The organism is Clostridium sp. TJA020, from assembly GCF_058310295.1.
The window spans coordinates 41,579-59,784 of the sequence record NZ_JBZEFC010000003.1; the positions used below are offsets into that span (position 1 = coordinate 41,579).

Annotated in this window: 16 protein-coding genes and 1 pseudogene; 2 read left to right on the forward strand and 15 right to left on the reverse strand. The window is 27.0% G+C overall.

The window, feature by feature from the left end; genetic code table 11:
* Nucleotides 1-31: 31 nt before the first annotated feature.
* The 3 genes from AC4FQ1_RS06170 to AC4FQ1_RS06180 all read right to left on the reverse strand — a co-directional run bounded on the left by AC4FQ1_RS06170 (nt 32) and on the right by AC4FQ1_RS06180 (nt 3,207).
* Nucleotides 32-571, reverse strand: coding sequence for an ECF transporter S component (locus AC4FQ1_RS06170; protein ID WP_491169243.1), 540 nt, complete (start codon nt 569-571; stop codon nt 32-34).
* A gap of 65 nt (nt 572-636) precedes the next feature.
* Entirely contained in the window at nt 637-1,713 is a 1,077-nt protein-coding gene (locus tag AC4FQ1_RS06175; protein WP_491169244.1) for a pyridoxal phosphate-dependent aminotransferase, read from the reverse strand.
* 120 nt (nt 1,714-1,833) lie between these two features.
* Nucleotides 1,834-3,207 carry an APC family permease gene (locus AC4FQ1_RS06180; RefSeq protein WP_491169245.1) on the reverse strand — a complete coding sequence of 458 codons (1,374 nt, stop codon included), beginning with the start codon at nt 3,205-3,207 and terminating at the stop codon, nt 1,834-1,836.
* A gap of 230 nt (nt 3,208-3,437) precedes the next feature.
* Here AC4FQ1_RS06180 and AC4FQ1_RS06185 point away from each other — a divergent pair, with 230 nt between their 5' ends.
* Nucleotides 3,438-4,571 carry a DEAD/DEAH box helicase gene (locus AC4FQ1_RS06185; RefSeq protein WP_491169246.1) on the forward strand — a complete coding sequence of 378 codons (1,134 nt, stop codon included), beginning with the start codon at nt 3,438-3,440 and terminating at the stop codon, nt 4,569-4,571.
* A gap of 161 nt (nt 4,572-4,732) precedes the next feature.
* Here AC4FQ1_RS06185 and AC4FQ1_RS06190 read toward each other — a convergent pair whose 3' ends face one another.
* A complete protein-coding gene (locus AC4FQ1_RS06190; RefSeq protein WP_491147730.1) occupies nt 4,733-6,712 on the reverse strand; it encodes a fructose-1,6-bisphosphatase in 1,980 nt (659 codons plus the stop codon).
* A 172-nt stretch (nt 6,713-6,884) separates the two neighbouring features.
* Here AC4FQ1_RS06190 and AC4FQ1_RS06195 point away from each other — a divergent pair, with 172 nt between their 5' ends.
* A complete protein-coding gene (locus tag AC4FQ1_RS06195; protein ID WP_303129322.1) occupies nt 6,885-7,400 on the forward strand; it encodes a ferritin in 516 nt (171 codons plus the stop codon).
* Between the two features lie 14 nt (nt 7,401-7,414).
* On the opposite strand, the gene AC4FQ1_RS06200 is transcribed toward AC4FQ1_RS06195, so the two are convergent.
* From AC4FQ1_RS06200 to AC4FQ1_RS06250, 11 genes and pseudogenes are all read right to left on the reverse strand, one after another.
* The gene (locus AC4FQ1_RS06200) at nt 7,415-8,053 is read right to left on the reverse strand and encodes a DUF488 domain-containing protein (RefSeq protein WP_303129320.1); all 639 of its coding nucleotides are present in this window, start codon (nt 8,051-8,053) and stop codon (nt 7,415-7,417) included.
* Nucleotides 8,054-8,336: 283 nt separating this feature from the next.
* The gene (locus AC4FQ1_RS06205; protein WP_491169247.1) at nt 8,337-9,194 is read right to left on the reverse strand and encodes a CAP domain-containing protein; all 858 of its coding nucleotides are present in this window, start codon (nt 9,192-9,194) and stop codon (nt 8,337-8,339) included.
* Between the two features lie 243 nt (nt 9,195-9,437).
* Nucleotides 9,438-10,181, reverse strand: a complete 744-nt coding sequence (locus AC4FQ1_RS06210; RefSeq protein WP_491147735.1) for a transglycosylase domain-containing protein — start codon at nt 10,179-10,181, stop codon at nt 9,438-9,440.
* 175 nt (nt 10,182-10,356) lie between these two features.
* Nucleotides 10,357-11,235 carry a GNAT family N-acetyltransferase gene (locus AC4FQ1_RS06215; RefSeq protein ID WP_491169248.1) on the reverse strand — a complete coding sequence of 293 codons (879 nt, stop codon included), beginning with the start codon at nt 11,233-11,235 and terminating at the stop codon, nt 10,357-10,359.
* A 37-nt stretch (nt 11,236-11,272) separates the two neighbouring features.
* A complete protein-coding gene (locus AC4FQ1_RS06220; protein ID WP_491147739.1) occupies nt 11,273-11,932 on the reverse strand; it encodes a TVP38/TMEM64 family protein in 660 nt (219 codons plus the stop codon).
* A gap of 123 nt (nt 11,933-12,055) precedes the next feature.
* Nucleotides 12,056-12,967 (reverse strand): homocysteine S-methyltransferase family protein, encoded by a 912-nt coding sequence (locus AC4FQ1_RS06225; RefSeq protein ID WP_491147741.1) that lies wholly within the window; start codon nt 12,965-12,967, stop codon nt 12,056-12,058.
* Nucleotides 12,942-13,484 (reverse strand): GNAT family N-acetyltransferase, encoded by a 543-nt coding sequence (locus AC4FQ1_RS06230; RefSeq protein ID WP_303131154.1) that lies wholly within the window; start codon nt 13,482-13,484, stop codon nt 12,942-12,944. The genes AC4FQ1_RS06225 and AC4FQ1_RS06230 overlap by 26 nt, the downstream gene beginning before the upstream one ends.
* Nucleotides 13,485-13,574: 90 nt before the next feature.
* Nucleotides 13,575-14,531 (reverse strand): MraY family glycosyltransferase, encoded by a 957-nt coding sequence (locus AC4FQ1_RS06235; protein WP_303131155.1) that lies wholly within the window; start codon nt 14,529-14,531, stop codon nt 13,575-13,577.
* A 233-nt stretch (nt 14,532-14,764) separates the two neighbouring features.
* The gene (locus AC4FQ1_RS06240) at nt 14,765-15,406 is read right to left on the reverse strand and encodes a V-type ATP synthase subunit D (protein ID WP_491147742.1); all 642 of its coding nucleotides are present in this window, start codon (nt 15,404-15,406) and stop codon (nt 14,765-14,767) included.
* A gap of 3 nt (nt 15,407-15,409) precedes the next feature.
* Nucleotides 15,410-16,789: a V-type ATP synthase subunit B gene (locus AC4FQ1_RS06245; RefSeq protein WP_491147744.1), complete on the reverse strand. Its 1,380-nt coding sequence runs from the start codon at nt 16,787-16,789 to the stop codon at nt 15,410-15,412.
* Nucleotides 16,782-18,188 (reverse strand): annotated as a pseudogene (locus AC4FQ1_RS06250) (V-type ATP synthase subunit A); the annotation flags it as partial. The gene AC4FQ1_RS06245 and the pseudogene AC4FQ1_RS06250, both read right to left, overlap by 8 nt.
* Nucleotides 18,189-18,206: the final 18 nt, after the last annotated feature.

Here is an 18,206-nt window from a genome sequence, read left to right on the forward strand (position 1 = left end):
AATATAAAAAGAACTACTTAAAAAGTAGCTCTTACATTAAAACTTCGTTCTTTTCTTTTACATTATCAAATAAAGTATAAATACTTTTATTTCTTCCTTTAGCCATTACATTAACAAGCCCATATCCTAACGCACTGTCTATCATATGATGAAGAACAGCTCCTACTCCAGTAACTATTATTAATTGATAAATATCAAATCCTATAAATGGTATAACTACTAATGCTTCAAGACCACCATGAATTATTGATGTAAATAATGACATTTTTAAATATGATTTATGCTTTTGAATATATTTTGCTCCAAAATATCCTACCACAATGTGAGTTGCAGCTCTAAAAACTACTGGCATTGGCATACCTGCTATCAAAAAACCAATCGTTGATCCGATTCCTGTAACAACTGCTACCATTGGTGATATTAAAATTGCTACAAACATAGGTACATGTGCAAAAAGTGTAGCACTAAATGGTGGTATATAAATCTTTAAAAAGCTAAACTGCACCGGAATAATAATTGCAAGTGCTATTAAAAGTGCAGCATATACCATTTGTTTAATTTTATTATTCATAAATACTCCCCCTATACTAATGTATATACACTAGTATAAAGTATAATTTTACACATGTAAATCTTTTATTTTAGAATCTCTTTTAAATACCTTATTAATAAAGCATTTTCATCATGCTTAAGAACACAAGCCCTAAAAAATTTATTATTAAGACCTTCAAAAGAAGAACAGTTTCTTATTATTATTCCTTTATTAGCTAACTTATCATATATATCCTCAGAAGTTATATCTGCTCTTTCAATTTTACATAATATAAAGTTTCCTCTACTTTCATATACCTTTATATCTTTAAAATTTTTAAGTTCTTTATTTAAATAATTTCTTTCATTAGTCATATGTAAAATTGTTTTTTCTATATACTTCTCATCTTTAAACATAGCTTCTCCAAGGATAGTTGCAAAAATATTTATATTCCATAAATCTAATTTATCTAATATGTTATCTCTTACATACTCATTTGATATAAGACCATAACCCAATCTTATTCCTGGAGTTGAGAAAAATTTTGATGTTCCTCTTATAACAAATAAATTTTTATATTTATCAATTAAATTAGTTGATGAATAAACTTCCTTATTCGTAAATTCAATATAAGTTTCATCAACCATAACAAATGCATTTGTACTTTTTAAAATTTCTTCTATTTCTATTTGTGTAAATGCAAATCCTGTTGGATTATTAGGATTACAAATTATAATTAAATCAACCTTTGATTTTCTTATCTTCTCTTTAAAATCAATTAAGTCAACTACGAAATCATTTTCTTCTTTTGCAAAGTATTTTATTATATTACAGCCTATTTTTTTTAATTCTCTTTCATACTCAGAATATGATGGAGATAAAAGCATTGCATTTTTAGGATTAATATCTTTTATAAACGAAGCTATTAATTCAGTTGCTCCACTTCCTAATATAATATTTTTAAAATTACACTTACAATAATCTGAAATTACATTTTTAAGTTCTTTATATTCTGGGTCTGGATATATTGAAACCATATTTATGTTATCTATTACAGCTTGTTTTGCTTTTTCTGATGCTCCAAACGGATTTATATTTGAACTAAAGTCTAAAAAATCTTCTTTTTTAATTCCTAATTCATTTGCTAAATCAAATAAATTAGCCCCATGTTTAATTGCCATAAAAATTCCTCCTAATTACCTTTATATCTATATTATAGTAAAGTTTTTTAAAATTAATAAGGATTGCATCAAATAATGTTATTTTTAATTTGATACAATCCTTTATAAAATAATTTTATTTTATCTAAGTTCTGAATGATTTTTTCCATATAAAAAATATACAATTAATATACATACTAAAATTATTCCAAATATAACCCAAGTAATCTTTGTTAAATTAATCATTAAAATTATACAACATATTGCTCCTAATAAAGGTATAAATGGTACTAAAGGAGTTTTGAAACTTCTTTTTATGTTAGGATATTTTTTCCTAAATACTATTACTGAAAGAGAAACTATGGAATAAACAAGTAAAAATGCAATACTTGCAAAGTTAGCTAAATCCTTTAAATTAAAAAATCCAGCAAGAATTGAAGAAATTATACCAACTGTCCATAATGAAATAATTGGTGAACCTTTTTTGTTCTTTTTACTAAATATTTTAGGTAATAACCCATCTTCACTTATTTTAAGTAATATTTGAGAAGTTGCAAAATTTCCTGCGTATATAACTGCAAGTATTCCAATTACAGTACCAAGTGAAACTATAAATGCAGTTTCCGGTCTTTTTGCTAATTTTAATGTGTATGAAAGAGCATCTGGAACATCTAAATTTATATATGAAGTTATACCAGTTAAAACTAATGATACTCCTATATAAATAATTGCACACACAAAAAGTGATGTTAATAAACCTATTGGTAATGCCTTTTTAGGATTTTTTACATATGGTGCAGCTGATGCTGTTGCATCAAATCCACAATATGCAAAAAATACTGATGCTGCTCCGGTCATAACTCCCGACATCTTATATGGTTCAAAAGGAACCCAATTTGAAGCTGACATATGCCTTGAACCAACTATTAAAAATAGTAATATAACACCTATTTTTATTAATACCATTATATTATCAACAATCTTACTTGAACCTGTTCCTCCAGATATAACAAAAGTTATAAATAATATAGCTAATATAGCCGGTAAGTTTATAATTCCTCCCTGAGATGGTATATTGGTAAAAGATTTTGGAATATGTATATTAATTACATCAAGTAAACTTAATAAATAACTTCCCCATCCTGATGCAACTGTTGCAGCCGATAAAATATATGCTATTACAACACACATTCCAACTATAAATGCTATTACCTCTCCAAAAGTTAAATAAGCAAATGTATAAGACCCTCCTGAACTTTGTATACTAGCACTAAGTTCAGCATAACAAAGTACTATAAAAGCTGCTGCAATAGCACTTAATGCAAAAGAAATTGCAACAGCAGGTCCAGCTTCTTTTGCTGCAACTATTCCTGTAAGAACCATTACTCCAGTACCAATTACTGAACCAATACTCATAAGTGTTAAGTCAAGAGTTCCTAAATGCTTTTGTGAATCTTTTATATTAGCAGAAAATTTGTCAATATTCTGCGTTCTAAATATATTCAACTCATCCACCCTCTTTTCCCTAAAAAATTACTATTATATTTAATTTTTTATTAATAAAACATAAAATATATTATATAATTTTCATTATTAATTATATCAATATTTACAACTAATTTATTATTAACTTTTTTGCTAAAGAGTTAATATTTATTTGTTTTATTTTATAATTTAAGTACACTTTTCTTTATATTATGTATATACTATAAGTTATGACTATCTAACATAGGAGGATAAAATTTATGAATACATTTCAAGATTTGAATTTAAGCAATAACATAATAGAAGGCTTAAAAAAACAATCAATTGATACACCAACTGAAATACAAGCTTTAACTATTCCAGAAATTTTAATTAATAAGGATGTTATAGGTGAAGCTCATACAGGAAGCGGAAAAACTCTTGCTTTTTTATCACCACTTTTTGAAAAGATAGATAAAAATACTCAAGGAGTTCAAGTTTTGATTCTTGCTCCAACTAGAGAACTTGTTATGCAAATTGAAAAACAATGTAAGCTACTAGCACAAAATTCTAATATAAATATTAGTTCTACACCAATTATTGGTGATGTAAATATGGATAAACAAATAAAAAAATTAAAAGAAACTAAACCTAGTATAGTAATTGGAACCCCAGGTAGAGTTTTAGATTTAATTAAAAAGAAAAAAATTAAAGCTCATACTATAAAAACTATAGTTCTTGATGAAGGTGATAATTTATTAGATAATACTCACTTAAGAACTGTACAAGATATAATTAAAAGTACTATGAGAGATAGACAACTTTTAGTGTTCTCTGCGACTATAAGTCCAAAAGCTATGGATATCCTTAAAGATTTAATGAAAGAACCTGTTATTTTTAAAAATAAAGAAAAAATTTCTTTAAATCCTAATATTGAACACATATATATTGAAGTTGAAGAAAGAGATAAACCAGAAGTACTAAGAAAACTTGTTGCAGCTGAAAATCCTTCTAAAACTTTAGTATTTATCAATCGCGGATTTAATGTTGAACTTATAGCTGATAAACTTAATTATCATCACAAAAACGCTTTTGCTATGCATAAAAGAATTACTAAAGAACAAAGACAACAAGCTCTTGAGAAATTTAGAAATGGTTCTATAGATATACTTGTTTCTTCTGATATTTCTGCAAGAGGTTTAGATATCCCTAATATATCTCATATTATTAACTTAGACTTTCCAATTAATGCTAATGAATATTTACATAGAGCTGGAAGAACTGCTAGGGGTAATAATAAAGGTATTACAGTTTCTTTAGTTACACCTAAAGAACTTAGAAACCTTAAACAATATGAAAAGCAATTTAAAATAAAGTTTAAGAAAATGGAATTATCTCACGGAAAACTTATTTAACCATTAAAAATATGGTACTTAAAGTAATATATTTTATTACTTTAAGTACCATATCATTATATAATAATTACAGTATCTTTAAGCCATTTATTATTATATATTAAAATTTATTTTTATATTTACCCTATTACTTTCTTATAAAAACTTTTGTTTAATGGAATTCATCTTTTTTCTTTTATTAATCCTTTTCTGTATGCTTCTAAAAGCATTTTTAATTCCTTTATTTGATTTTTAAGCTCCATTCCTATATCAGTATCTCCAACTCTTTTTCTATCAAGTTTTCTCTCAACAACTATACTAGTTGATAAAATATCATTTTCTTCAATAATAGCATTTTCTATTGATTCAAATGGTTGATGTGATACTAATTGAAGCCCATAAGAATTATATATTAAAGTGTATCCTGCAATTCCAGTATCTTTTCTATAAGCTTTTGCAAACCCACCATCTATAACTAAAACTCTTCCACCACACTTTATTGGACTTTCTCCTAGCTTTTCTTTTACAGGAACATGTCCATTAATTATCTTTGATTCTTCAACATCTAAGTCAAATTCTTTTAATATTTTTGAAACTATCTCTTCATCATTTCTATATGCATAATATGGATTTTTAGCCTCTATATGAGTTTTTTTATCTTCTATAAAATATCTTTCAAAAGTTGTCATCTCTTCTTTACCAAATAAAGATGATACAGGACCAGTCCATAAATACCACATAATATCCATACCATATAACTTTTCTTTAGTTCCTACTTTATTAAAATATCCTTCTCTTGCTAATGCATCAAATTTTTCTAATAATTTTCTTCCATAATATTTTTTACCATTTATAGTAAAGCTTTTAAAAGTTCCATCTTCATTTAAAGGTATACATCCATGAAGTAATAAATTTTTATTGTAAGTAAGATACATGCTTCCTTTTGAAAATAAAAATGTTATATGCCTTTGTAATTTATCACTATTTACAAATGATATTTGCAACTTTTCAATTAATTTTTCCTCTTCTTCTGTAAGCTTAAATGGATTTTTAGGGTCTATAGTTGGAAAATAACAATCCTTTAATTTATATTCTTTGCCCTTTATTATAATTGTTCCTTTATCATAATCTATTTTGTCTAAAAGTAACCTATTGTCTAATTTAAATTCTGGTCTTCTCTTTATTATTTTTTCTTCTAATTTAAATTGTATTATTGAAATTGCTTTATGCATTTTTGCTGTTAAATCCATCTCAAACTTTCCATATCTACTAGCATCACTAACTTTTGGCATAAATTCTATACATGGATCATCTTTGTAATATTTAAGGGCAAATGTTGCAAGAGGCATAATATTTATTCCATAACTGTCTTCTAATGTATCAAGACTCCCATATCTTGTAGCTATCCTTATAACATTGGCCATACAAGTTTTTTCTCCTGCTGCTGCCCCCATCCAAAGCATATCATGATTTCCCCATTCAATATCAACAGAATGATGTTCCATAAGCTTTTCCATTATTATATCAGCTCTAGGCCCTCTATCATATATATCTCCTAATATATGCAATCTATCTATAACTAATCTTTGAATAAGATTTGATAAAGCTATAATAAATTCTTTTGCTCTTCCTATATCTATAATTGTTGTAATTATTCCATCATAATACTCTTGCTTATTTATACCATAAAATTGTTCATGCAATAATTCTTCAATTACATAACTGAAATCTTTTGGTAGTGCTTTTCTTACCTTTGATCTAGTATACTTTGATGATTCACTTCTACAAAGTTCTATAAGCCTATATAAATTAACCCTATACCAGTCATCTATATTTTCTTGTTCTCTTAAAACTATATCTATTTTTTGTTCCGGATAATAAACTAATGTTGCTAAACTCTTTTTCTCACTATCCATAAGAGATTTTCCAAATACCCTATCTATTTTTCTTTTAATAACACCAGAGCCATTTTTAAGTACATGTACAAATGGTTCATATTCTCCATGTAAATCAGTTAAAAAATGTTCTGTTCCCTTTGGTAAGTTTAATATAGCAGCTAAATTTATTATTTCCGTTGAAGCTTCTGCAACTGTTTTATATTGCATTGATAAAAGTTTTAAATACTTTAAATTTTTAATAATTTCTTCATCACTAATAACCATTTTCTCAATCCCCTCATTGTAACCGTTTAATAAATTATATAACATTTTTAATATTTATCCAAATTTATAATTTTTTATATAAATAAGCTTTATTTAATTGATAATTTACTGCTTAAGGGGTACAATACCTATTAAGTGATATTTTATTTTAAGGTATAAAGGAGAGAAACAAATGTTAAGTGAAAATCTATTAAATAATCTTAATGAACAAGTAAATTTTGAATTTTACTCATCTTATGTATATCTATCAATGGCAGCATATGCTGAATCAGTTGATCTAAGTGGATTTGCAAACTTTTTTAGAGTACAAGCACAAGAAGAATTAGCTCATGCAATGAAATTTTATGATTACATATTCCAAAAGAACGGAAAAGTTACTTTAGATAATATTCCTAAACCTAAAGCTGACTTTGAAAGCATAATTGATGTTTTCCAAAAAGGTTACGAACACGAACAATTAGTTACAAGTAGAATTTATAAATTAGCTGATATTGCTTCTGAAGAAAGAGAACATGCTACAATGAGCTTACTTAATTGGTTTATTGATGAACAAGTTGAAGAAGAAAATAATTTCAACTCTCTTTTAAAAAGAGTTAAAAGATCAGAAGGAAATCCAGCTGCTATATATATGATGGATGATGAACTTGCAAAAAGAGTTTTTGTTCCTATAAATAATAACGGACAATAATAAAATCTAAAAAGCTACTTTACTATATTAGTGGTAGCTTTTTTTAAATTCTCTATTCTATATCCAATATCTTTATTAGCTAATTTATAGCATTCTTTTATCATTTCTTCTTCACTCATAGCTGTTCCAAGAAGTGAATCAATTGTTAATTGATTTCTATCCTTAAAATACTTTTCTAATAAAAACTTTTCTATATCTTTTTGTGATGCAATCTCCAAATTATCTAATATATGATTAACATTAAATCCATTACTTGATAAATATTTTCCTATTAAAATCCCTCTTTGACATCTTATAGGATCTTGCATTGCACCAAGTATTGCTATTTTATATCCTTTTTTGCATCCGTTTCTAAGTCTATTAACACCATTTTGAAATTCTTTTTCCTTTATAACTTTATCAAAATCTGCAAAACCTTCATTATTATATGATAACTTATTAACCCTTTTTGCTGCTAATTCCATTCCCATATAAATATAATAAAAACCTTCACTTAACAATGTTTTTTTAATATTTTCTTTATCAAATTGTTTATTATATTTAGAATATGGAATAGCTCTAGTATCTACTATGCAATTAATATTAAACATCTTAAGCATTTCTATAAATTTCTCCATACTATAATTTGAATGACCTATTGTATATATATCCATATTCATCCCCCTTATCTTAAATTTAAATCTATATAACTTAATTTATTTATGTAAATTTAATAAACAATTCTATAATAATTATAGTAAATTTTTCATTAAATATTTTATTTACATATTTCTATAAAAGCTCACAATATCGTTAATAGCAATTTCATTATAATAGTATTTTTCTATCTTTATTAATAATTTTAACCATAATTCTTACTTTAAATAAGTTTACTTAAATATTATGTGCAAATTATAAAATATTAAAAAGGTTACTCAAAAAGTAACCTTAATAATTTTAACTATAAAATTCTTGTGTTGCATATACTGTGTTTCCTGATTTATATGCGCCAACACCTATACCAGTAAAGTTAGGTGATAATATATTAGCTCTATGTCCAGGTGAATTCATCCAGTTCCTCATGAACTGACTAGCTAGTACATCTGCTGATTCTCCTCCGATATAAGCTATATTTTCTCCCCAACTACTATATTTAACTCCATCATTTTTCATCTTTTCAGTAATTAAATTACCTTGAGGATCCCTATGATCAAAGTATTTTCTAACTGCCATATCCTCTGATTTCATTCTTGCATATTTTTGCATAGTATTACTATAACTTAAAGTATTAACCCCTGCCTTTTTTCTTTCTATATTAACTAATCTAAATATCTCTGATTCAACTTGTGACATAAAATTACTATTGCTTGAACTTTCTTTTACAGATGAATGTTTTTCATTTGAATTTAATTTTTTACTATCACTTGAATTATTATTAGTTACTTTTTCTTCAATGTTATTGTTTACTTTAGTGCTATCTTCTGATTTTTTGCTAATTTCATTTTTATTACTATCTTCTTTTTTGGTTGCAGACTGTTTATTATCGCTTGTCTCTTTTTTTATATTAGATTTAGATTCATTTTTTAATACTTTTGAATCTTTACTTAATATTTTAACATCCTTATTTTCTTTAACATTTTTTTCTTTAGTATTCTCCACATTGCTATTATCTTCAACTTGTACTACTTCTTTATTTGTATCTTTCTTATTTGAAGAACCTACATTTATTCCTGAACACCCAACTAATGATGAAGATAGTATAAGCATTGCTATTAATCTGTATTTCATTTTTACAACTCCTTTTTTTCTTTTCATTGTGTTGTTCCATCTGTCAATACATTTATACCATAAATATTCCACTTTTCTTATGGTAGATTAATAACATTTATGATTATATAATACTTTTAAACAAAAACTATACTTATATGGAATTTATAACAACAGCTAATTTTACAGTATTACTAGCCTAAGACGATTATTCCATAATTTAACTTGTATAAAATTACTAGGTATATTTTTTCATTTTATTTGCAAGTTTTAATACTTTTATTCAAAATTTCATACAAATTCTGCTAACTTATGAAAGTTGAATTTAATATTATGCAATAAATTATCGTCATTATATTTACACTTATTATTTTTATATGTATTTCCGTATTTTATTAAAGCTCTTATAACCTGCTTTTGCCTTTTTTTAGCTAGTCCATTATTTTTACTTAATGCATAAATACTAGGCGCTTGAGGAATTCCAGCAAGTATAGTAGCCTCATTAAAATTCAATTCGCAAGGTGTTTTTTTAAAATATCCTTTTGAAGCATTACTTATACCAAAATAACCATCTCCAAAACATATTATATTTACATACAATTCAAGAATTTCTGATTTTGTATATTTTCTTTCTAATTGTATTGATAAAAGCAATTCTTTTATTTTTCTACTAAGATTTCTTTCATTTGATAAACACATATTTTTAGCTAATTGTTGTGTTATAGTGCTTCCACCTTCTATTACTTTTCCAGCAATAATGTTATGTATTATTGACCTTAATATAGATATAAAATCTATAGCTCCATGTTCATAAAACCTATGATCTTCTATATCAATTACCGAATTTAAATATTTTTCATCTATATTTTCTATCTTTACATAATTAGGTCTTTTTTTGATTTCTTGTACTTTTTTATCTATTATTTTATTATCGTATAAACATTTATTTTCTAAATAACTTAGTCCAATAGAAGTAAATAATAATAAAACAATAATAATCATTAATATATTTTTATACCTTAAAACTAAGTTCATATAATTACAAACCTTTCTTAATAAAAATATTTATTATAATTTAATTATAAAATTATATTTTTAAATTTAACATTTAATTTTCTTACTTTTTTCTTTCAATTTTTCAAAAAAATAATAAAATTAAGCTTTACACTAAAAGAAATTAATATAAAATTATAGGGTTACTAAAGTAACCCTATATTATTAAATCCTTATTTTTAAGTGTAACCCAATAACTTAAAATGCCTTTTTCTTTAAAACCTCTTTTTTTATACATATTGTAAGCTATTTTATTTACTTCTATAACTACTAAATATATATTCCTTATTTTTTTATTCACTAAAAACTGTATTGCCGTCTCTAATAATCTTTTACCATATCCTTGTCCCCTAAACTCTACCGGAAGCCCTATATCAAAAGTAGAATTATTGCCATTTACATATACATTCATTACTCCTATTCTTTTATTTTTATCTAAAACTATAAAATAATAATTTCCAGTATAAGATTCATTTAAATATTCATTTAGCTCAAGTTCATTAAGCGATGCTCCATGAGGCATATTATTAAATGCTTTATTATATAAACTCATATATTTTAATTTATTTTTATCATTTAATTTTTCCAAATTTAAAATATGTTCTTTTTCACTCTTATCATTTATTTCCATTATCTTTGCTGAATAAGAAACTTTTAATCCTAACTTTTCAATTATTTCTTTAGTTTCTTTTTTTCTAAATCCTAATAAAATTTCATTAGCATTATTTTTATTACATATATAATATAAAAATTTAATTAATTCCTCTATAATGTACTTTTTATCATTATAGCACTCTAAAATATCTAATGAATATATATAAGCAATACCTGTTATAGATATTTCTTTAAGTATAGCTCTTCCAATACCTAATACTTTGTCAGAATCGAATATTATAGCTATACCTTCACCATAATTATATGTTTTTGTATTAAACATACTTTCCATCTCTGAAAGAGAAATATATTCTTTTCTATTCATAAATATAAGTAAATTATCTTTTTCTTTTGAATTCAAATCGCAGAAACTTTTAATCATATTTACTCCTCTTTCCTTCTATAATATATTTTAAATATTATACTTTTATTTTATTTTTTGATCCTATTATTTTTTTAGATAATAATACTCCAGCTATAAGTATGATTATAGGTACTATAAATTTAGGTGAACATGGATCCAAAAAGTTTTCTCCAATAATTGAATAACACATAGTCTCAGGTAAAACACCTATTAAAGATGCTATAATAAAATCTTTATATCTTATTTTTGTAAGTCCACAAGCATAACTTAATGGATCATATGGAAGAATTGGTGGCAACCTTAATAAAAGCAAAATTTTAAAACCATTTTTCTCCATATTATCATCTAACTTCAAAAGCTTATTGCCTATTATTCCATTAACAAAATCTCTTCCTAAATATCTAGCTACAAAAAAAGCAATTGTTCCTGATATAAAAAATCCAATCATAGTAAATATAAAACCATATACCGGGCCAAATAATATACCACTAAATACTGCTAATATATTAGTTGGTATAAAAACAAAAAATGGTTTTATTATATAGACTCCAATATAAGCTAAACTAGCTAATACCTTATTATCTTTAATTGATTGACAAACTTGATTCATATCTAATGTTTTTAAATACTCAAAGTTAATAGCAAGAACTATTAATCCAACTACAAGTATTATTATAAAAATACAAAACTTTATTTTTGATAAATTTTTTTTCAATTTAAAATCTCCTATACTAAATATTAAGTAATTTAACTTAAACATATAAAATAAATAATGTAAAGATTAAAACAACATATTTCATTTTTGTTTAAAAATTTAAAGATATCCTTAAGGATATCTTTATTTTTTATTAAGGTTTTTATTCAATTCACTTATAAATTCAGGAGTTGTTCCACAACAACCTCCAACTATATTTGCACCACTACTTATTATTTGTTTTATATAATTTAAAAATTCTTCTTTTGTCATATCATATACAAGCTTATCTTCTATAACTTTTGGTTTCCCCCTATTTGGCATTGCTATTATAGGTAATTTAGTAAGATACCCAGCTTCTCTTACAAGTTCTATCATATCCTTAGGACCTGTTGAACAATTAAATCCTAAAGCATCTACTCCTAACTTCTCTAATTCAATAACCATGTCTTTAACTGTATATCCAAAAATCGTTTTTAAATCTTTATTAAAAGTCATAGTGGCAAATATCGGCTTATTTGTAATATCCTTTGCTGCAATTACAGCAGATTTCATCTCGTACAAATCCATCATAGTTTCAATCATTATCAAATCTACACCTTGATTTACGCCCACTTTAATCTGCTTTTTAAATATTTCTATTGCATCTTCATATTCTATACTTCCTTTTGGCTTTATAAACTCACCAAGAGGCCCTACATCAAGAGCCACTAAACACTTAGTTCCATTAACAGACTTTTTAGCTATTTCTACTGCACTTTTTACAATTTCATATACAGTAAAAGAACTAGACTTTAATCTTACATCATTAGCTCCAAAAGTATTAGTTAATATTATATCTGCTCCAGCATCAACATACATCTTGTGAATTTTTTCTATTTTATCTTTATTTGTAATATTATAATCTTCTGGATTTTTAATCATTTTAAGTTCAACATCTTGAAGCATAGTTCCCATAGCTCCATCTAAAATTACTACATTTTTATCAAAATTATCTATTATGTTCAAAATATAATCATCTCTCTTAAACTTATTTACATCTATTAAAATATTCATCTTTAAACATTGCCATAACTATTTCATCATAATACTTACCACATCTATATATTTCTTTTTTAAGTACTCCTTCTTCTTCAAACCCTAATTTTTTATAACAATTAATTGCTCTTTCATTAAAAGAAAATACTCCAAGCTTTATTTTCTCCATATTGCATTCTTCAAATATAAATTTAATTAATATAGATAATGCATCATATCCATATCCTTTGCCCCAATAATTTTTATCACCTATCATAATTCCAATAGTACAGTTTCTATTTTTTATATTAACAGCATTTATACTACAACCACCTATAATATTTCCAGTGCTTATTTCCTCTATTGCAAAATCATAAGTTAAACCATTTATTTCTCTATTCTTTTTTATCCATATTTCTTCTTCTCGTTTACTTATAGGAAATGGTATATTTAAGTCTAAAAACTTTTTAACCTCAAAATCATTTACAAAATTTAATACCTTTTCAATATCTTCTTCATTATAAGCTCTAAGTAGAACTTTACTTCCTATATACATTATAATCAGCCCCCAATTGTATTTTAAACTATATTATATATTAATAATTATAAAAACAAAAGCATTACTAAAAAGTAATGCTTTAAACTTCTATGGATGATTATAAAATAATAATATTATCGATAAAAACGAACAGACTATACTTATTCCTACAATAAAATGTACTATTTGAGGTTTTGTAAAACCCTTTTCTTCTAATCTAAAGTGCATTTGACTTCTATCTGCTTGATATACAGGTTTCCCCTCATTAAATCTTTTAAATATTACAAATAAATTATCAAATATCGGCACGGCTAAAGCTAATATAGGTAATAGAAGACTTAATACTGTAGCTTGTTTAAATGCGCCATCTAAGGCTATAATACTTAAAATAAATCCTAAAAAATTCGCTCCAGAATCTCCCATAAAAACCTTCGCTGGATATTTATTGTAAATTAAAAATCCTGCTATTACTCCTGCTAATGCTGCAGATATGCTTGCTGAATATTCTTGAGATAATATTATAGCTGCAATAAAAAATGTAATTGAAGAAACTAATGATATACTTCCTGCAAGTCCATCCATTCCATCTGACCAATTTATCACCGTAGTAACTCCAAATATCCAAGTTATACTTAAAATAAACTGTAAAAAAGTATTTAATTCAATATATACCCCTGTAAAAGGATTAGTAAAACCTTTAAACGCTACACCAGCATTAAAAACTATTATTGCCGCTAATATTTGTATTATAAGTCTAGGTAATATAGGAAATTCCTTTCCTATTGATTTATAATAATCATCTACTAAACCTATAACTAATATAAGCACCGACGCTACAAATATCCATATTCCATGAGCACTATCAAATTCATTAGCTATAAAATAGTAAACTATAAAAAAACCTATAAACATAGTAAGTCCCCCACAAAGTGGTGTTACCTTTTTATGCTTCTTTCTCTTTGTAGGCTTATCCGTAAAACCTATTTTATTAGATAGCTTCATTATTAATGGCATAAGTATAGCTACTATTAAAAATGAAACTATAAATTCTATAAAATAATCCATTTTCCATTCTCCTAACTCTCGTTAGACTATAAAATTTTAATATAACTTTATAATCTAATAAGAATTATACTATTAATATAATTTATTATCAATTGAATTGATCCAATTTTAATTTTGTTGTAATGTTTTCAAAAATAAAACATTACATCTTAAGTACTATAATTATATTAATTGTATTAGTATCTTGACAAATAATTACACCTTAGAATTATTCTAAGGTGTAATAAATAAAGTTATCCTCTTTGCTCTATCATGCTCTTAACCTTCATAAGTCTTGTTAGAGCACTTCTTTCATTTTCATCAAGTTTCATTCTTATGTACTTGATAGTTTCTTGAAGTTGAGGAATTGTCATATATTCAAGAGCATTAACTCTTCTTCTCGTCTTTTCTATTTCATCTGCCATAAGTTGGCATGACTTTTCTACTTCTGCTAATTCTAAAAGCTTTGGTAATATTCCATAAAGCTTTGTTATAGCATCATCAAGTTCTGATGATGTGTTCGCAAATCCATATGGGAAGATACTACCTTCATCTCCTTCAAGCTGTCTTTTAAAGTTCATAACTGGAACATTAACGCTCATTATGTTCTTATTTCCAACATCTACTGAGATACTTTCTTTTGGATAAGCAATTGCTTCCTCTAAGAATTCAGAACTCATTACAGCTCTAGCCATAACGAAATCTTTTAATGAACCTTCTAGCTCACCTTCAACTTCTTTTCTTAAATTATTATTATATTTAACAAGATTGATAAATTGTCTCATTAACTCATCTTGCTTATCTTTTAAAAGCTTATGACCTCTAGTAGCTGTAGTTAATCTCTTCTTCAGCTTTGTGAGTTCCATTCTAGTAGGATTCACATTTAATCTAGCCATAGCCTATTCTTCCTCTCTTGGCATATATTTTTCAAGATATTCGTCTCTAATTCTCTTAAGCTCTGTTCTAGGAAGTAATGCTAATAGCTTCCATCCTAAATCTAGAGTTTCAGTTATAGTTCTATTTGTAGTGAAACCTTGTGCAACATATTCATTTTCAAAGGCTTCTGCAAATTTAGCAAATGCTTTATCTGTTTCTGAAAGAGCTGATTCTCCTAAGATTGCTGATAATTCTTTTGCTTGTTTACCTTGAGCATATGCTGAGAATAATTGGTTCATTGTATCTGCATGATCTTCTCTAGTTTTTCCTTTACCTATACCTTTATCTTTAAGTCTTGAAAGTGATGGTAATACATCTATTGGAGGCATAATACCTTTCTTATAAAGTTCTCTTGAAAGTATTATTTGTCCTTCTGTTATATATCCAGTTAAGTCTGGAATTGGATGTGTTTTATCATCTTCAGGCATTGTAAGTATTGGAATTTGAGTAATTGAACCTTCTTTTCCTCTAAGTCTTCCTGCTCTTTCATATAAAGTAGAAAGGTCAGTATATAAGTATCCTGGATATCCTCTTCTTCCTGGAACTTCTTTTCTAGCAGCTGAAACTTCTCTTAGAGCTTCTGCATAGTTTGTTATATCTGTCATTATTACAAGCACGTGCATTCCTTTTTCATACGCTAAATATTCAGCAGTAGTAAGAGCCATTCTTGGAGTAGCTATTCTTTCGATAGCTGGGTCAGAAGCTAAGTTCATAAATAGAACTGATCTATCTATAGCTCCTGTTTTCTTAAACTCATCAACGAAGAATTGTGCTTCTTCGAATGTAATACCTATTGCTGCAAAAACAACAGCGAATTTTGAATCAGAATTTAAAACTTTCGCTTGTCTTGCAATTTGAGCTGCAAGTTCTGCATGTGGAAGTCCTGATCCTGAGAAAACTGGAAGCTTTTGTCCTCTAACAAGAGTATTAAGTCCATCTATTGCTGATATTCCTGTTTGAATAAATTCTGATGGATAATCTCTAGCAACTGGGTTTATAGCTTCTCCATTTATATCAAGTCTTTTTTCTGGTATTATCTTTGGACCATTATCTATTGGTCTTCCCATACCATCAAAGACTCTTCCAAGCATATCTTCTGAAACACCAAGTTCAAGTGGTCTTCCTAAGAATTTTGCTTTAGTTCCTTTTAAGTTTATTCCTGAAGAACCTTCGAAGATCTGAACCATAGCTTTTGAACCATTAACTTCTAGTACCTTACCTCTTCTTTTTTCTCCATTTTGTAATTCTATTTCAACTAATTCATCATATTTAACACCTTCAACACCTTCAACAGCCATTAAAGGTCCTACTACTTCCGTAACTGTTCTATATTCTTTAGGCATTTAGAACCCCTCCTTCGCTGATAAGTTTGTTCATTTCAGATGTTAAATCTACTCCGATTTGATCAATCTTTGCTATATCTTCTTCAGAGATGTACTTAGCTCTAGCTATTCTATCTCTGATTTCACTCATACCTAAAATTTTATCTAAATATACTCCATTTTCTAAAGCTCTATCTGCTTCATGCTTAAATTGAAGTATAAGTTTTAACATTTTATGTTGCTTATTTAATGAAGTATATGTGTCAACTTCATGGAAAGCATTTTGTTGAAGATAGTCTTCTCTTATTGACTTAGCAATTTCAAGTTTTAATCTATCTCCTTCTGAAAGTGCATCTATACCAACAAGTCTTACTATTTCTTGAAGATTTGCTTCTTCTTGAAGTAAAGCCATAGCTTCAACTCTAAGTTCTGACCAATCTGAAGCAACTTCTTCATCCATCCATTCACCAATTCTATCAGCATATAATGAATATGAGTTTAACCAGTTAATTGATGGGAAATGTCTTTGATATGCAAGTTGAGCATCTAGTCCCCAGAAAACTTTAACAATTCTTAAAGTAGATTGAGTAACTGGTTCTGAAATATCTCCTCCTGGAGGTGATACTGCACCGATTGCTGTAACAGCTCCTTCTCTTCCATCCTTACCAAGACATACAACCTTACCAGCTCTTTCATAATAATCTGCAAGTCTTGATCCTAAGTATGCTGGATAACCTTCGTCACCAGGCATCTCTTCAAGTCTTCCTGACATTTCTCTTAATGCTTCTGCCCATCTTGATGTTGAGTCAGCCATGATAGCTACTGAGTATCCCATATCTCTGAAATATTCAGCTATTGTAATACCAGTATATATTGATGCTTCTCTAGCAGCAACTGGCATGTTTGATGTATTTGCTATAAGAACTGTTCTCTTCATTAAGCTTTGACCTGTTTTTGGGTCTTTAAGTTCTGGGAACTCATTAAGAACATCTGTCATTTCGTTTCCACGTTCTCCACATCCAACGTAAACAACTATTTCAGCATCTCCCCATTTAGCAACTTGGTGCTGAACAACTGTTTTACCAGCTCCGAATGGCCCTGGAACTGCTGCTGCTCCACCTTTAACAACTGGGAAGAATGTATCTATAACTCTTTGTCCTGTAGTAAGTGGCGCAACTGGGTTTAACTTATTTGCATAAGGTCTTCCCTTTCTTACTGGCCATTTTTGCATCATCTTAACTTCTTTATCTCCATCTTTAGTTTCAACAATACAAACTACATCTTCAACAGTAAAGTTTCCTGATTTTATATCTTTTACTTTACCTTCTACTCCATAAGGAACCATTATTTTGTGAAGTACTACTGCTGTTTCTTGAACTGTTCCTATAACATCACCAGCTTCGACTTCATCTCCAACTTTAACTATNTCTTCCCTTTC

Coding starts and splice junctions, on each gene's coding strand:
- AC4FQ1_RS06170 (WP_491169243.1), bottom strand. CDS start 571: ATGAATAATAAAATTAAACAAATGGTATATGCTGCACTTTTAATAGCA.
- AC4FQ1_RS06175 (WP_491169244.1), bottom strand. CDS start 1,713: ATGGCAATTAAACATGGGGCTAATTTATTTGATTTAGCAAATGAATTA.
- AC4FQ1_RS06185 (WP_491169246.1), top strand. CDS start 3,438: ATGAATACATTTCAAGATTTGAATTTAAGCAATAACATAATAGAAGGC.
- AC4FQ1_RS06190 (WP_491147730.1), bottom strand. CDS start 6,712: ATGGTTATTAGTGATGAAGAAATTATTAAAAATTTAAAGTATTTAAAA.
- AC4FQ1_RS06195 (WP_303129322.1), top strand. CDS start 6,885: ATGTTAAGTGAAAATCTATTAAATAATCTTAATGAACAAGTAAATTTT.
- AC4FQ1_RS06200 (WP_303129320.1), bottom strand. CDS start 8,053: ATGGATATATATACAATAGGTCATTCAAATTATAGTATGGAGAAATTT.
- AC4FQ1_RS06205 (WP_491169247.1), bottom strand. CDS start 9,194: ATGAAAAGAAAAAAAGGAGTTGTAAAAATGAAATACAGATTAATAGCA.
- AC4FQ1_RS06210 (WP_491147735.1), bottom strand. CDS start 10,181: ATGAACTTAGTTTTAAGGTATAAAAATATATTAATGATTATTATTGTT.
- AC4FQ1_RS06215 (WP_491169248.1), bottom strand. CDS start 11,235: ATGATTAAAAGTTTCTGCGATTTGAATTCAAAAGAAAAAGATAATTTA.
- AC4FQ1_RS06225 (WP_491147741.1), bottom strand. CDS start 12,967: ATGAATATTTTAATAGATGTAAATAAGTTTAAGAGAGATGATTATATT.
- AC4FQ1_RS06230 (WP_303131154.1), bottom strand. CDS start 13,484: ATGTATATAGGAAGTAAAGTTCTACTTAGAGCTTATAATGAAGAAGAT.
- AC4FQ1_RS06235 (WP_303131155.1), bottom strand. CDS start 14,531: ATGGATTATTTTATAGAATTTATAGTTTCATTTTTAATAGTAGCTATA.
- AC4FQ1_RS06240 (WP_491147742.1), bottom strand. CDS start 15,406: ATGGCTAGATTAAATGTGAATCCTACTAGAATGGAACTCACAAAGCTG.
- AC4FQ1_RS06245 (WP_491147744.1), bottom strand. CDS start 16,789: ATGCCTAAAGAATATAGAACAGTTACGGAAGTAGTAGGACCTTTAATG.